Annotated in this window: 11 protein-coding genes; 3 read left to right on the top strand and 8 right to left on the bottom strand. The window is 62.2% G+C overall.

What is annotated here, in order from left to right; all coding sequences use genetic code 11:
- Positions 1 to 37 precede the first annotated feature (37 nt).
- The 4 genes from ACSSNI_RS10010 to ACSSNI_RS09995 form a co-directional block, all read right to left on the bottom strand.
- Positions 38 to 736 (bottom strand): pirin family protein, encoded by a 699-nt coding sequence (locus ACSSNI_RS10010; protein WP_200637707.1) that lies wholly within the window; start codon positions 734 to 736, stop codon positions 38 to 40.
- Between the two features lie 135 nt (positions 737 to 871).
- Positions 872 to 1,747 (bottom strand): alpha/beta fold hydrolase, encoded by an 876-nt coding sequence (locus ACSSNI_RS10005; RefSeq protein ID WP_200637706.1) that lies wholly within the window; start codon positions 1,745 to 1,747, stop codon positions 872 to 874.
- A gap of 79 nt (positions 1,748 to 1,826) precedes the next feature.
- A complete protein-coding gene (locus ACSSNI_RS10000; RefSeq protein WP_200637705.1) occupies positions 1,827 to 2,537 on the bottom strand; it encodes an LrgB family protein in 711 nt (236 codons plus the stop codon).
- Positions 2,534 to 2,899, bottom strand: coding sequence for a CidA/LrgA family protein (locus tag ACSSNI_RS09995; protein ID WP_200637704.1), 366 nt, complete (start codon positions 2,897 to 2,899; stop codon positions 2,534 to 2,536). Before ACSSNI_RS09995 ends, ACSSNI_RS10000 begins: the two co-directional genes overlap by 4 nt.
- A 390-nt stretch (positions 2,900 to 3,289) precedes the next feature.
- Between ACSSNI_RS09995 and ccoG the strand changes: the two genes are divergently transcribed.
- Together ccoG and mapR are read left to right on the top strand one after the other, a co-directional pair.
- Entirely contained in the window at positions 3,290 to 4,699 is a 1,410-nt protein-coding gene (gene ccoG, locus ACSSNI_RS09990; protein WP_200637703.1) for a cytochrome c oxidase accessory protein CcoG, read from the top strand.
- Between the two features lie 69 nt (positions 4,700 to 4,768).
- Positions 4,769 to 6,178 (top strand): GntR family transcriptional regulator MpaR, encoded by a 1,410-nt coding sequence (gene mapR, locus ACSSNI_RS09985; RefSeq protein WP_200637702.1) that lies wholly within the window; start codon positions 4,769 to 4,771, stop codon positions 6,176 to 6,178.
- A gap of 57 nt (positions 6,179 to 6,235) precedes the next feature.
- Here the strand turns inward: mapR and ACSSNI_RS09980 are convergent, their stop codons facing one another.
- The 3 genes from ACSSNI_RS09980 to ACSSNI_RS09970 all read right to left on the bottom strand — a co-directional run bounded on the left by ACSSNI_RS09980 (position 6,236) and on the right by ACSSNI_RS09970 (position 11,184).
- Positions 6,236 to 7,015 (bottom strand): PhzF family phenazine biosynthesis protein, encoded by a 780-nt coding sequence (locus tag ACSSNI_RS09980; protein WP_200638175.1) that lies wholly within the window; start codon positions 7,013 to 7,015, stop codon positions 6,236 to 6,238.
- Between the two features lie 153 nt (positions 7,016 to 7,168).
- On the bottom strand, positions 7,169 to 10,294 hold the full coding sequence (locus ACSSNI_RS09975) for a transglycosylase domain-containing protein (protein WP_418952663.1): 3,126 nt from the start codon (positions 10,292 to 10,294) through the stop codon (positions 7,169 to 7,171).
- A gap of 140 nt (positions 10,295 to 10,434) precedes the next feature.
- Positions 10,435 to 11,184, bottom strand: coding sequence for an MBL fold metallo-hydrolase (locus ACSSNI_RS09970; protein ID WP_200637699.1), 750 nt, complete (start codon positions 11,182 to 11,184; stop codon positions 10,435 to 10,437).
- Positions 11,185 to 11,375: 191 nt separating this feature from the next.
- On the opposite strand from ACSSNI_RS09970, the gene ACSSNI_RS09965 reads away from it, so the two are divergent.
- Positions 11,376 to 11,936, top strand: coding sequence for a TetR/AcrR family transcriptional regulator (locus ACSSNI_RS09965; protein WP_148924660.1), 561 nt, complete (start codon positions 11,376 to 11,378; stop codon positions 11,934 to 11,936).
- A 26-nt stretch (positions 11,937 to 11,962) separates the two neighbouring features.
- Here the strand turns inward: ACSSNI_RS09965 and ACSSNI_RS09960 are convergent, their stop codons facing one another.
- Positions 11,963 to 15,037: an efflux RND transporter permease subunit gene (locus ACSSNI_RS09960; RefSeq protein WP_200637697.1), complete on the bottom strand. Its 3,075-nt coding sequence runs from the start codon at positions 15,035 to 15,037 to the stop codon at positions 11,963 to 11,965.
- Positions 15,038 to 15,041: the final 4 nt, after the last annotated feature.

Here is a 15,041-nt window from a genome sequence, read left to right as displayed (position 1 = left end):
CTCTTCCTGGGTTGTATTCCTGCTTCAGTCGATACGCTCAGCGCACATCGACCAGCACAATTTCGCTGTCTTCCAACGCCTTGATGCTCAGCCGCGTCTCATCTCGCACGGCGACTCCATCGCCTGCAGCCGCCACTCGCTCACCTATTGCGATACGCCCGCTGGCAGGCACTAGGTAGACCTTACGGTCCGGGCCAATGTCGTATTCGGCAACCTGACCGGCCGAAAGTGTCGCGGCAACCAGACGGGCATCGGCTCGTATGGGCAGGGCGTCGCTGTCTTCGTCCATGCCGCTGGCCAGAGTGACAAAGCTGCCAGCGCGCTCGCCTGCTGGAAAAGGTCGTGTGCCCCAGGCGGGCGGTAAGCCGGACTGGTCCGGATAGATCCAGATCTGGAAGATCTCGGTGGTCTCATCTTCGAGGTTGTATTCGCTGTGGGCGATACCGCTGCCCGCGCTCATCACCTGCACGTCACCGGCTACGGTCCGCCCGCGGTTGCCGAGGCTGTCCTCATGGGTGATCGCACCCTTGCGCACATAGGTGATGATTTCCATGTCACGGTGCGGATGGGTCGGGAATCCGGAGTGCGGGGCGATGCTGTCGTCATTCCAGACCCGTAGATGGCCCCAGTGCATGCGCGCCGGATCGTGGTATTCAGCGAACGAGAAGTGATGACGCGTATCCAGCCATCCGTGTTGAGCAGCGCCAAGGCCCACGCGGGGACGAATATCGATCATTGCAGAAGCCTCAATGTCTGGCCGTCTCGACTGTCGGCGCCGAGCGGCGGAATGAAGCCATCTTCTATTGGATCGGCGAGTGCATGGTTGGATTATTCCGCACAAATCAATCGCAAAAACCGATACGTCGGCTTGTCAGTCGAGAAAAGCAAGCACTTCCTCCAGAAGCAACTCGGGCACCTCTTCAGGCAAATAGTGCCCAGCCGGTAACGCCTTGCCTCGTACGTCCTGCGCCACCACACGCCACTCCTCCAGCGGATCGAAGCATCGCTCGATGATTCCGTGCGCCCCCCAGAGCACCAGTAACGGTGCCTGGATCATTCGGCCAGCGGCGCGATCAGCACGGTCATGCTCAAGGTCGATACCGGCACTGGCCCGATAGTCCTCGCAGAACGCGTGGATGGTGCCCGGCTGCTTCATGCAACGCAGGTACTCGGCGTAAGCCGCCTCAGTGAATGGGTGCACATGATCAGCACGAGTCGCCACGGCGCTTTGCAGAACGAGTTCAGGGTTCGCTTCGAGCAGGGTTTCCGGCAGCGGCGCCGGGCGGATCAGAAAGAACCAGTGCCAATAGGCACGCGCGAAGGTTTCGTCGGTCTGGCTGTACATGGCCAGGGTCGGCGCGATATCCAGCAGGATCATCCTCCGTACCGCCTCAGGGTGATCCATCGCCAGCCGATGGCTGACTCGCGCACCGCGGTCATGGGCGAGCAGGTCGAAGCGCTCGAAGCCCAACGCGCGCATCAGCTCGACCTGATCCCGCGCCATTTCGCGCTTGCTATAGGCGACGTGATTCTCGCCGCCGTCGGGCTTGCTGCTATCGCCGTAACCGCGCAGGTCAGCCGCCACGACGGTGAAGCGTTCAGCCAGCTGATCGGCGATTTCGTGCCAGATCACATGGGTTTGCGGGTAGCCGTGCAGCAAGAGTAGGGGCGGACCGGAGCCGCCCTTCCGATAGTTGATCCGAACGCCATTGACCTCGCACTCGCTACGCTGGAACTGCTCGAACATGGGACCGCTCCTGAGATGGGAGCCCTAAGCCTAGGCGTACCCGAAGCAATCGCAACAGGTTCGAGGCCGCAAAACAGCGTCAGCCCAGTGCCAGCGGCAGGAACAGCGCGATCAGGATGCCCAGCAGACTCATTCCCAGCGCCGAGAAAGCGCCACACTCGTCGCCCTCCTCCAGCGCCCGCGCCGTACCGATGGCGTGCGCATTGATGCCGTAGCTCAAACCGCGTGCCGCCGGGTGATCGACCCCAGCCCAACCCAGCAACAGCGGGCCCAAGGCCGTACCGATCACGCCCGTCAGCATGACGAAGACCGCCGCCAGCGACGCGAGGCCACCCAATTGCTCAGCCACCAGCATGGCAATCGGCATGGTTGCCGCCTTTGGCGACAGGCTCATCAATACGGCCAGGTCCGCGCCCAACAAGCCGGCAATGGTCAGCGTCAGGACGACGCCCAGCACCCCGCCGCTCACCAAGGTGATAACGATCGGCCAGAACAGCTGCTGAATGCGGCGGATATGACGGTACAACGGCACAGCCAAGGCGACCGTCGCAGGGCCGACCAGGACGGCGATCATCGACGCATCGGCCCGATAGCTCGCATAGTCGATGCCGCACAGGTACAGCGTGCCGACCACCAGCAACATGCCAACCATCACCGGCTGCAGCACCAGCCAGCCGCTGCGCCGGTAGAGCGCCAGCGCTAGCTGAAACGCAATCAGCGTGAGCCCTACGGAAAACAGCGGATGATCCAGCGTCATGGCCCAGACGCTGCGCCAGTCGAGGCCGCTCATGCCTGATCCTCACGCTGCCGATCCATTCGTCTGATCAGCGTCTGCATCAGCCAACCGCAGAACGGCACGGTTACCACCAGCGACAGGACCAATCCGGCGGCAATAGCCGGCAGGTCGGCGAGCAACGCATCGCTGCTGGTCATGATTCCCGCCGCCGGCACGATGAGCAGCAACGGCAAGTACTGCAACAGCAGCGCAGCGGTCTTCTCGAGGGGCTCAGGAATGCCTCGCCGCAGCAGTAACAGCGCAAACAGCAACACCATGCCAATGATCGGGCCCGGCAAGGCGGGCAGCAGCGAGAGGTGGATGACGCTGCCGAGCAGCTGCAGTATGACCAGCCAGGTCAGGCCTTTGAGAATCATCAGGGGTCCTATCAAGCGGTTGAGCGGAACGGGTAATCATGCCGGGAATGGGCGCTGACAGCACGCATCGGCCACAGCCGACGAACTATGACTTGCCTCGCGCGCCTCGAAACAGGTGCAGATGGGCACGAAAAAACCGTATCAGCTGCTCGCGGTGACTGTGGCCTGGCGTCGCATGCTACAGGCACGGTGCAACGTTCAAATTTACCGAGGTCGTCGCCGAAACCCTACGCTACGCCGGCGCACGCCTTGGATGGACCGTCGGATGCAAATCCAAACCAGCACAGCGGCCATCTGATGCGTATTTTTCAGCGGCACCTGAGCCTGTTATGCGAAACACCCTGATCAGATCATCGGCGCCGCCTGATATAGCCTGACAGGGGCACCCCAATGACCGAACGCATCCCCGCAACAATCATCGACACCGTCGATCCACGCAAACCGATCCGCTTGACCCCGGCACAGGCGGGCGGGCCGATTCACACCCGCAGTTTTACCGGCCTGTTCCGCAATCTGCGCCTGATAGGCGGTGGACTTTTGTTCCTGCTCTATTTCGGCACCCAGTGGTTGACCTGGGGCGGACGCCAGGCGGTGCTATGGGATCTGACCAAACAACAGTTCCATATCTTCGGGGCGACATTCTGGCCGCAGGATTTCATCCTGTTATCGGCGTTGCTGATCATCGCCGCCTTCGGCTTGTTCTTCATCACCGTGCTCGCGGGGCGCGTCTGGTGCGGCTACGCCTGCCCGCAAAGCACCTGGACCTGGCTGTTCATGTGGGCTGAGAAAGTCACCGAGGGCGATCGCAGCCAGCGAATCAAGCTGGACGCCGCCCCGCTGTCACTCAGCAAGCTGTCACGGCGCGCTGCCAAGCACGCCGTCTGGCTGGCCGTGAGCCTGGCCACGGCGATTGCCTTCGTCGGCTATTTCACCCCGGTCCGTGAACTGGTCATCGACCTGTTCAGCCTGCAGCTGGGCGGGACCGCCGCGTTCTGGATTTTCTTCTTCACCGCCGCGACCTACATCAACGCCGGCTGGCTGCGTGAACAGGTGTGCGTGCACATGTGCCCCTATTCACGCTTCCAGAGTGTGATGTTCGATGCCGACACGCTGGTGGTGTCCTACGATACCGCCCGGGGTGAGCAACGAGGCGCGCGGCGCAAAGACGCCAATCCACACGCCGAGGGTCTTGGTGACTGCATCGACTGCACGCTGTGCGTGCAGGTCTGCCCCACCGGCATCGATATCCGCGACGGTTTGCAACTCGACTGCCTGAGTTGCGGTGCCTGTATCGACGCCTGTGACAGCGTCATGGACAAGATGGGTTACGCCCGGGGTCTGGTCCGCTATACCTCCGAACGTGCGCTCGAAGGCGACCAGACCAGGCTGCTGCGACCGCGTCTGATCGGCTATGCCGGAGCGCTGGTAGTTATGATCGGTGCCTTCGTCTGGGCGTTGGAAGCGCGACCGACGTTATCCCTGGATGTAACCAAGGACCGCACCCTCTACCGAGAGAATATCCATGGCCAGATCGAAAACATGTACAGCCTGAAAGTGATCAACAAAACCCAGCAGCAGCGCGACTATCTGATCACCTTGGGCGAAGGCCCCTACGAGCTGCACGGCCCGCACCAGATCAGCCTAACCGCAGGTGAGATCGTCGACGTACCGGTCAGCGTGGCGCTCGTTGACGCCAATGGGGGTGCGCACGACAAACTGCACTTTTCGGTCACTGACGCGAGCGACCCGGCACGCCAGGTAACGGCGCCAAGTACCTTCATTGCTCCGAGGGTTCGGTAGGATGGTGGCAGCTCGCACGAGCCCGCTCACGCGGCTGACAGATATTGCCCCTTGCTGAAGCGGAAGCAGATGAAGCGCTACGAGAAATTCGCTGACGAAATAGCCGAACTGATCCGCTCCGGCGTGCTGGCGCCAGGTGAGAAGGTGCCGTCCGTGCGCCATGCCAGCCGCACCTACGGCGTTAGTCCCTTCACCGTTTTCCAGGCCTACTACCTGCTGGAGGATCGCGGCTTGATCCAGGCCCGGGCGCGCTCGGGCTATTTTGTCCGCGAGCACGCCAGACGCCTGCTTCCCGAGCCCGAGATCAGCCCGCGCCTGAGCGAAACCACTGATGTCGACGTTAGCGAACTGGTGTTCTCGGTGCTCGCCTCGCTGCGCGATCCGAACACCGTTCCGTTCGGTTCCGCCTTCCCCAGTCCTGATTTGTTCCCGCTGCAACGCCTGGCGCGCTCAATGGCGCACACCGTGCGCGAGATGCCGGGGCGTGAAGTGATCGCCGAGATGACTACCGGCCACCCTGACCTGCGCCGGCAGATCGCGCTGCGCTATATGGTCAGCGGAGTCATGCTGCCGTTGGACGAGCTGGTAATCACCACCGGCGCCATGGAAGCGTTGAATCTCTGTTTACAGGTGGTCACCCAGCCGGGGGATCTGGTCGCCATCGAAGCGCCCGCGTTCTATGCCACTTTGCAGGTGCTGGAGCGGCTCAAGCTCAAGGCTGTGGAAATCCCGGTGCATCCGCGGGACGGAATCGACCTGAGCACCCTGGAAAGCCGGCTGAGCAGCTTGCCAATCAAGGCCTGCTGGTTCATGAGCAGCCTGCAGAATCCCCTCGGTGCGAGCATGAGCGAGGCAAATAAAGAGAATCTCTATGCGCTGCTGCAGCGCCATCAGGTACCGCTGATTGAAGACGACGTCTACGCCGAGCTGTACTTCAACCAGGAGCCGCCGAAACCGGTCAAGAGCCACGATCGTGACGGATGGGTGATGCATTGCGGCTCTTTTTCCAAAAGCCTGGCGCCGGGTTACCGGATCGGCTGGGTGGCGGGCGGTCGCTATGCCGAACAGATCAGCCGCCTCAAGCTGATGACGACGATCTCACCCTCGGTGCCGGCCCAAGCGGCTATCGCTGATTATCTGCAACACGGCGGCTACGACCGCCATTTACGTAGATTGCGTCATGCACTGGAGCGTCAACAGGGCGAAATGCTTGCCTCCGCCGCGCGTCACTTCCCGGCCAGCACCCGGGTAACGCGGCCCAGCGGCGGCTACTTCCTCTGGTTCGAATTTCCCGAGGGGGTCGATTCGCTGCAATTTTTGCAGCTGGCGCTCGCGCAGGGCATCAGCCTCGCTCCAGGCCCGATCTTTTCAGCCACCCGGCGCTTTCGCAACTGTGCACGCCTGAACTACGGCCACCCCTGGGACGAGCGCAGCGAAAAAGCGATGGAGCTGCTCGGGCGGATCGTGAAATCGTTCTAGCGCCCGGCTCGATAGCGGCGCTGCGTGACGCGAGCGCCCCTGTTCCCGGCCCGGGAACTACACCTCGATCGTGCCCTGCAAATACAGGACCGCATGCCCGGCGACAAATACGCGCTCGCCTTCGACCCGGCAGTGCAGCAAACCGCTTCGGCGTGAGGCCTGCAGCGCCAGCAACTGCGTCTTGCCCAGCCGCTCGCTCCAGTAAGGCGCAAGGCCTGCATGGATGGAACCGGTGACCGGATCTTCATCCCCGCCGTTGGCCGGCCAGAAATAGCGCGAGACGAAATCCTGCTGGCGACCCGGCGCCGTTGCCACGACATCCAATGGTGCCAACGTTTTGAGTAGCGACAGGTCGGGTGCCAGCTGGCGCACCTGATCCTCATCGTCGTACACGGCAAACCAGGCCTGACGGTTTCGCAGCACCGCCCGCGGCAAGGTCCGAAGACCGTTGAACAGCTCAACCGGCGGATTCTCGACGGACTCCGGGGCACGGTTGGGAAAGCTCATCTCCAGCAAACCATCATCCAACTCGGCGACGCTGATATCGCCTACCGCAGCGGCACGGAAAGTCAGCGGAGCCGTGGCCAAGTTCTGTCCCAACAACACGAAGGCGCTGGCCAGGGTGGCGTGCCCGCAGAAGTCGATTTCAGTCAGCGGCGAAAACCAGCGAATGAGAAACGCACCGTCAGGCTCGCGCACCAGAAAGGCCGTTTCCGACAGGTTGTTCTCCACGGCGATGGCCTGCATCTGTGCGTCGCTCAGCCAATGCTCCAACGGAACCACTGCGGCTGAGTTGCCTTTGAACAGCTGCTGGGTAAACGCATCGACCTGATAGATCGGCAGTTTCATCATCTCTCCCTCGCCCTAGCGCGAGCCCTTCATTAGGCTCGCGAAGCGGAAGAGTGTCGCCGAGCACAGGCTGATCGGCAAAGGCCATTTGCGATAAGGGGCCGATGCGGTCAGGTGCCCCTAACCGCTCGCCCGCCATCGTCAGGCCTTGTTCTCAGTGCTCGCTGTCAGCGTCGGCTTCAAGGGCTCGCCGACGGGCTGGCATTGCGACTGCGCACCGGGCTGCAGATACGGCTGCAGTATCGGCGCCATGCCCTTGAGCACCTGTACCGGTAGCGCAGAGGTAAAGCGGAAGCTGTCCGCCCCGCGGCCCGGCACGTAGGCTGTCAGCGTGCCGAAGTGATTGGGCCCGAGGTAGAACACGAAGGTCGCGGTGCGATTCAGCGCCAGCGAGCTGATCAGTCGGCCGCCCGCGCCGACAGTCTGGATACGGTTGTCACCCGTACCGGTTTTGCCGCCAACCCGCAGTGCTTCACCATCAGTCTGCATGAAGCTGCCACGCAAGCGCCGCGCGGTGCCACCTTCGACCACGCTGGCAAGCGCTTCGCGCAAAGCCGTCGCCACCTCACTGTGCAACACCCGTACCCCGACATCCGGCTTGATGCCAAGGCGAGTCTCATACGGCGTGTCGCTGGCGAAATGCAGGCTGTCGATGCGCACACTGGGCAGCCGTACGCCGTCATTGACGATGATTCCCATCAATTCGGCCAACGCCGCCGGGCGGTCGCCCGAGCTGCCCAGCGCGGTAGCCAGCGAAGGCACCAGATGGTCGAACGGATAGCCCAGACGCTGCCAGCGGCGGTGAATATCGGTGAACGCCTCCACCTCGAGCATGATGCGGATGCGGCTATCCCGCGCGCTCTTGTGACGGCTGCGGAACAGCCAGCCATAAACTTCCTGGCGCTCGGCGGTGCTGGCCGCGATGACCTCGGTAATGCCAGCCTCCGGATGCTTGATCAGGTAACCCAGCAGCCACAGATCCAGCGGGTGGACGCGGGCAATGTAGCCCTGGTCCGGCAGACTGTAGGAACCCGGCGCGTAGCGTTCGTACAGCGAGTCGACCGCCTTGTCGGTGAGGGTGGCCGTTGGCAGACGCGCCTTGAGAAAACGCTCGAAAGTCGCGCGGTCCGCTTCAGGCATCAGATACCGGTGGACGGCAGCCAACCTCGATGGCGTCGGGCGCATGCCATCCAACAGTGCCTCGATGCGTTCGTCCGCGCTCTTGTCGCGATACTTGCGCCAGAAACGCTGCAGAAACACCGAGCCTTCGCGATCGGCAAAACGCTGCAGGTACTCTCGCCGCTCAGGGTTGTCATCACTTCTGAGCAGCTCGGCGCCGTTGGATGTCTGGTAGGTGCTGTAGCTCACCAGATCGCGCATCAGCCGAACGAACGGGAGGTTGATCGATTCCTGCAGCGCTTCGCGCATGGTCGGCAGGCGGCCGTCGTCTTCCCGGCGGAAGTTGCCGAAGCGGTGCATGCCAGCGCCGGTGAAAAAGCGCTCGGACGGGCTGGCCGAGTAACGACGCTCCAGCGCTGCATCAAGCATGGCTGGCAGGTTGCGATCCTCATGCTGAATCAGATAAGCCAGCGCCCAGCGGGTCAGCGGATCCACCGCCTCAGCCTTGCGCAAGGTGGCGACATCGCTCTTCGCGTAACGCTCGTGCAGCTCGGCGATGACCTCCAGATAAGTGGTCAGCACCCGCAGTTTGGCAGTCGAGCCCAGCTCCAGTTTGCTGCCCTCGTTGATGTCGAACGGCTGGTTGGTGTTGTCGGTTTGCACCCGCACACGGAAGCCTTGCTCGCCGCGCTCGAACAGCGTGAAGCTGTAACGCACATCGCCGGTACGCTCAGGCGACAACATGCGCTCGCCGAACAAGCCCACCTCACCTGCGAATGCTGGATCGGCCAGTCGATGCAGATAGTTGCTGATCTGTCCTTGCAACTCGCCATGCAGCGGCGTGGTCGCGGCCAGATCCAAGCGGTCGAGCTCATACAACGACACGCCCAGCAGGTTGCTCAGGCGCATCCGCGCGGCCGTGATGCCCTTGCTGGAAGGCACCTCTCGAATGCCCGGCTCGAGACGCAAATTGCGGAACTCAACTTGCTGCTGCAAGGCGGCGTTGCGCAACCGCGTACCGATCACACCGCCGTTGGCCAGCAAGCGGATATGGCTGTCGGTGAGCTCCGCCATGTCGGCGCGCCCTGCTCCCAGGTAGTACGACGGGCGCCGTTGAGCGATCAACAGCGAGAGCACCTGTCGCAGCGCGAGCCCCTGCGTTTCATAACTGACGCCTTCATTGCGCCGAGCATCGAGGACCCGGTTAACCTCGGCGAAATCGGCGCCGTACCAGAGGCGCAGACCATCGGCGATGCCGTGCACCTCGCCGTGGCCATAGGCGGCAGAGAGCGGCACGCTGTTGAGGTAATCGCGAACGATGCGCTGCCGGGTGACCATGGTTTGCTGGCCTTCGCGGTAGGTCCGCACGCTGGCGGAAATCATCTGCCGGATCTTTTCCTCGGCGTCACCGGTGCGTCCTTCGGGCGAGTGACGGTATTTTTCGACCTGCGTAGCCAGCGTGCTGCCGCCGGCCGCCTGCACCGGCAGGCCCAGTTTCTTCTCTACCTGGCTGACCGCTGCCATGGTGAACCGTGGCCAATCCACTGCAGGGTTGGCGCGCGGACGGCCGGCGTCGAGCAGCCCACGGTCCTCGATGAACAACAGGCTCATCGCAATGACCGGCGGTACGTCGTCGAAGCTCTCGTAGTATTGGTGGGGATAACTGTTGGCATACAGCGGCTCGCCGCGACAATCATCGATGGTCAGCCCCGCCTTGGATTTCTCCGGGTACGGGACAAAGAAGCCACGCTGGACGTAGCGCAGCAGCGCTGGCGAAAAGCTCACCTGTTGCTGCACTGTGAAGCCGCGTTGGGTCAGCCGTTCCAGGAACGTCGGCAAGGCCGCATAGCCCAGGCGGCGGTCGAACGGACCCGCATCGGGAAACTGGATGCTACTGCTCGCCCCCGGTTCGATCTGGTAATCGAGATTCTCGGCGTAACGGTTAAGCCAGAGCGCCTGCAACTTCGAGGTATGCATCTCATGCCAGGCGGCATAACCACCCCCGGCCAGTAATGAAACGCCCAGAAACACACCCATGCGGCGCGCCAGACGGCTACCGTGCGAGCGTGTTCGACCGGGCTTATCGGCGGAAGGCGAGCGCTTGCTGCCCCCTGCCCGGGATTTATCGTTTCGCCATACTGCGCCCATCGTTTCCGGCCTGGCTTCAAGGAAATTTACAGGCTTAAGCTTAGCTGGCGACGCTGCGCTCGATGTGTGCGAGCAGACGAACGGAAAGGCTCAAAACGGCGCCCTGACAGCGAACTGAACCGGCCGCGCAACGACGCGATTCACTCCACCCAACGGGGGTAGAAACCGAGTCGCGCCTGCCACTGGGCATCCCTGCCCCGCGAGACCTCGACGGGCAGCGCCTCCGCGAGGCTTTCGATGCTGGTGGCATCGCCTCGAAAGAAGAAGCGCCGACCGTCATCGAGCGTGAGAAACAGGCCCAGGGCGCCATGACCTGCCAGTTTCACCAGCACCAACCGTTCGTCGCCAAACAGATCGAGACTTTCCTCGAACCCGTAAACAGCGCGGCGCTCGAAGCGAAGCGGCTGCCACCTGACCCCGTGGGAAAACTGTCCCGGAATGACCGCTGGCGGCGTTGCATTCTGTGCGTAGTGCATGCTCTCCGGACTTGCGAGCACCGACAGTTCAGGGAAATCGGCCAGGCCGGAGGCGTGATTCCAGCGCGCGCAGCCCAACACCACTTGATCAACCGCCAGGCCATCCTTCTCGAGCTGGTCACGCACCGGCTGCACCTCGCTGTAGCGCTTAACGCGCCAGGGAATTGCGCCGTCTAGCTGGGCGTCGATCTGCCGACCAAGGCCACTACCGAACAGCAGACGCTTGCCGCCGTGCTCGACCAGTACGGCTATATGATCGATCGTTTCGGGTGCTATCCAGTGGCCGTCACGCCAGGCGTATTCGCCGCTGGATGTGGTCTGCCCTGTTCGGATCAGGCTGAAGCGCAACTCCGCTGCCGGCAGCGCGCCGGAGAGAAGCATCAATGACACCGCCAGGCTCTTGAGAACACGCATGGCTCAGACTCCTTCATCAGGCAAAAACGGAGAACGATCACGCCCGGCAAATGCCAGCGGCAGGCGTAAACGCCGAAGCACGACTGGATAGTAGACAGACCTGTCTGTACACTGCAAGCACTTGTACTGCCTTGAGGACGATTGGAGGGAACAGAAGCGCTCCCGCATAATGGCCGGCCGAGGAGATCCACATGGCAACCAACAAACGCGACCTGCTGCTCGCCACTGCCGAGCGGCTGTTCTACACAGAGGGCTACCACGCCACCGGCATCGACCGGATTCTCAGCGAATCGGGCGTGGCCAAGATGACCCTGTATAAGCACTTCAAATCGAAGGACGAACTGATCCTGGCGGTACTGGAGGCGCGCCAGCTGCCGATGCTCGAGCGTTTGCGGGAAGCGCGGCAGGCGTTACCGCCGCGCAAGGCGCTGTTAAGCGTGTTTGATGGGTTGAACAACATGATCCACAGCCCGACCGCGTTCTGTGGCTGTCTGTTCATCAACGCGGCGGCCGAATATCAGGATCGAGAGCACCCGATCCATCAACGTGCCGCGGGATACAAGGCGCAATTTCAGCGCCATCTGTGCGAGCTGCTGGAGGCGCTCGACGCACCCCAGCCGGAGCAACTCGCTCGCCAGCTGCAGTTTCTTATCGAAGGCGCACTGAGCATGGCGCACATCGAGGGCCCTGGGGACCAGGCGCTGCTGGCCAAGGCCTCAGCGGAACAGTTGCTGCAGGCCGCTGGCGTCTAAAGACGCCAGCTTATTCGGACATTTGATCAGCGCTGAGGCGTTTCCTTGACCCTGAACCACGCCGCGTAGAGCGCTGGTAGGAACAGCAACGTCAGCGCGGTCGCAACGATCAGCCCGCCCATGATTGCCACCGCCATCGGCCCGAAGAACACGCTGCGTGACAGCGGAATCATCGCCAGCACGGACGCCAGTGCGGTGAGCACGATGGGCCGGAAGCGCCGCACGGTGGCATCGATGATGGCATTGAAGCGATCCTGTCCGGCGCCGATGTCCTGCTCGATCTGATCCACCAGAATCACCGAGTTGCGCATGATCATGCCCGACAGCGCGATAGTGCCGAGCATCGCCACGAAGCCGAAGGGCTTGCCGAACAGCAGCAGGAACAGCGCTACACCAATCAACCCCAGCGGCGCGGTGAGGAACACCATTGCAGAGCGCGAGAAGCTTTTGAGCTGCAGCATCAGCAGGCTCACCACGACAATCACGAACAGCGGCATGCCGGCGTTCACCGAGGCCTGACCACGACTGGAGTCCTCGACCGTTCCGCCGACTTCCAGCAGGTAGCCGCTGGGCAGCGCATCGCGCACATCGCTCAGGGTCGGCTCGATCTGTTTCACCAGCGAGGCTGGCTGCTGATCGCCGTAGATGTCGGCACGCACCGTCACCGTCGGCATGCGGTTGCGATGCCAGATGACCCCCTCTTCGAAGCCGTACTCCAGGGTGGCGACCTGCGACAAGGGCACGCTGCGGCCGCTGGCCGTCGGAATTGCCAAGCTCGGCAACATCGACAACGTTTCGCGTTCGCGGGCCGTTCCGCGGATCAGAATTTCGATCAGCTCATTGTCTTCTCGGAACTGGCTCGCCGTAGTACCGGTAAAGGTGCGTTTTAGGAAGTTCGACAGCTCCACCGTACTGACGCCCAGCGCACGGGCTCGGTCCTGATCCACGTTGAGCCAGACGGCCTTGCTCGGCTCCTGCCAGTCGAGATGGACGTTCGCCACATAGGGGTTTTCGCGCACCTTTGCCGCAACCTGGCGTGCGAGTTTGCGCACCACATCGATATGCTCACCGGTGACCCGGAATTGCACCGGATAGCCCACGGGCGGACCGTTCTCAAGGCGGCTGACGCGGCCGCGCAAGGTCGGGAAATCATCGCGCAGTCGCTCGATCAGCCAGCTACGCAAGGCTTCGCGCTCCTCGATGCTTTCAGCCAGTACTACGATCTGGGCGAAGCTGGTGGCCGGCAACTGCTGATCCAGCGGCAAGTAGAAGCGCGGCGACCCGCTGCCGACATAGGCCACGTAGTTGTCGATGCCGGCGCGGTCTTTAAGCATTTCCTCGAGGCGGTGAACCTCGGCTTCGGTGGCCTTGAGCGACGCGCCTTCGGCCAGCTTCAGATCGACCATCAGTTCCAACCGGCCGGAGGCGGGAAAGAACTGCTGCGGCACGATTCGGAACAAGCCGATCGCGCCGATGAATGCCAGCAGGGTCAGGACGATGACCGTCTTGCGCCGCTGCACACACCAGTGGATTACCCGCCGTACACGCTGATAAAACGGCGTCGAATACGGGTCGTGACCCTGATCGCTGCCGCCATGCTTTAGAGCATGGCGCTTGGCCAGGTCGGGCAACAGCTTGGCGCCTAACAATGGAACAAACACCACAGCCGCAATCCATGATGCGATCAGCGCGATGGTTACCACCTGAAAGATCGAACGGGTGTATTCGCCAGTGCTGGACTGCGCGGTAGCGATCGGTAGGAAGCCCGCTGCAGTGATCAGCGTACCAGTGAGCATCGGAAAGGCCGTACTGGTCCAGGCATAGCTCGCGGCCTTGAGCCGGTCGAAGCCCTGCTCCATTTTGATCGCCATCATTTCCACGGCAATGATCGCGTCGTCCACCATCAGACCCAGCGCCAGCACCAGGGCGCCGAGGGAAATCTTGTGTAGACCGATGTCCAGGTAATGCATGGTCGCAAAGGTCATCGCCAGCACCAGCGGAATCGACAGCGCGACCACCAGCCCCGTACGCACGCCCAGCGAGAAGAAGCTCACCAGCAGCACAATGATCAAAGCCTCGATCAGCACCTGCACAAACTCGCCGACACCGGTCTTCACCGCCGCCGGCTGGTCGGACACCTTGCGCAACTGCATGCCTGCCGGCAGTTCCTGCTGCAAGCGAGCGAACTCGGTCTGCAGCGACTCGCCGAGTACGAGGATGTCGCCACCAGACTTCATCGACACGGCCAGCCCGATCGCCGGTTCGCCCATAAACCGCATGCGGGGCGCCGGCGGGTCGTTGAAGCCGCGGTAGACCTCGGCCACATCGCCGATGCGGAAGGTGCTACCGGCCACCCGGATGGGGAAGTCCCGAATCTGTTTTACCGTGTCGAAGCTGCCGGTTACGCGAAGTTGCACGCGGTCACTGGGGGTTTCGACAAAGCCTGCCGACATCACCGTGTTCTGTGCCTCAAGGGCCTGCTTGACGGCCCCAAGTGGCACGCCCAGATTGGCCAGCTTGACGTTGGAAAGCTCGATCCAGATCTTTTCGTCCTGCAGCCCGATCAGCTCGACCTTGCCGACATTCTTCACACGCTGCAGCTGCAACTGAATGCGGTCGGCATAATCCTTCAGCACCGCGTAATCGAAGCCTGAGCCGGTCAGCGCGTAAATGTTGCCGAAGGTCGTGCCAAACTCGTCATTGAAAAAGGGGCCTTGCACACCGGCAGGCAAGGTGTGGCGAATGTCACCAATCTTTTTACGGATCTGATACCAAAGATCCGGAATCTGCTCGGAGCGCATCGAATCGCGGGCCATGAACGTCACGTTGGATTCGCCGGGCCGTGAGAAGGACACGATGCGCTCGTACTCACCCGTCTCCATCAGCTTTTTTTCGATACGTTCGGTGACCTGCTGCGAAACCTCTTCTGCGGTGGCGCCAGGCCACTGGGTCCGAATCACCATCGCCTTAAAGGTAAAGGGTGGGTCTTCACTCTGACCAAGTTTGGTGTAGGAAAGCGCCCCTACCACGGCCATCAGCAGCATCAGATAGACAACGATCTGCCGGTTGCCCAGCGCCCATGCGGAGAGATTGAAGCGCATCCTG

This window comes from Stutzerimonas tianxiuensis, from assembly GCF_053470365.1.
Note: the sequence above shows the minus strand (reverse complement) of the source record. Positions and strands in the feature narration are given on the sequence as shown.

Excerpts from the sequence above, each read along its gene's own strand:
- ACSSNI_RS10005 (WP_200637706.1), bottom strand. The coding sequence starts at position 1,747 with ATGTTCGAGCAGTTCCAGCGTAGCGAGTGCGAGGTCAATGGCGTTCGG.
- ACSSNI_RS09965 (WP_148924660.1), top strand. The coding sequence starts at position 11,376 with ATGGCAACCAACAAACGCGACCTGCTGCTCGCCACTGCCGAGCGGCTG.
- mapR (WP_200637702.1), top strand. The coding sequence starts at position 4,769 with ATGAAGCGCTACGAGAAATTCGCTGACGAAATAGCCGAACTGATCCGC.
- ACSSNI_RS09995 (WP_200637704.1), bottom strand. The coding sequence starts at position 2,899 with ATGATTCTCAAAGGCCTGACCTGGCTGGTCATACTGCAGCTGCTCGGC.
- ACSSNI_RS09960 (WP_200637697.1), bottom strand. The coding sequence starts at position 15,037 with ATGCGCTTCAATCTCTCCGCATGGGCGCTGGGCAACCGGCAGATCGTT.
- ACSSNI_RS10010 (WP_200637707.1), bottom strand. The coding sequence starts at position 736 with ATGATCGATATTCGTCCCCGCGTGGGCCTTGGCGCTGCTCAACACGGA.
- ccoG (WP_200637703.1), top strand. The coding sequence starts at position 3,290 with ATGACCGAACGCATCCCCGCAACAATCATCGACACCGTCGATCCACGC.
- ACSSNI_RS09970 (WP_200637699.1), bottom strand. The coding sequence starts at position 11,184 with ATGCGTGTTCTCAAGAGCCTGGCGGTGTCATTGATGCTTCTCTCCGGC.
- ACSSNI_RS09975 (WP_418952663.1), bottom strand. The coding sequence starts at position 10,294 with ATGGGCGCAGTATGGCGAAACGATAAATCCCGGGCAGGGGGCAGCAAG.
- ACSSNI_RS10000 (WP_200637705.1), bottom strand. The coding sequence starts at position 2,537 with ATGAGCGGCCTCGACTGGCGCAGCGTCTGGGCCATGACGCTGGATCAT.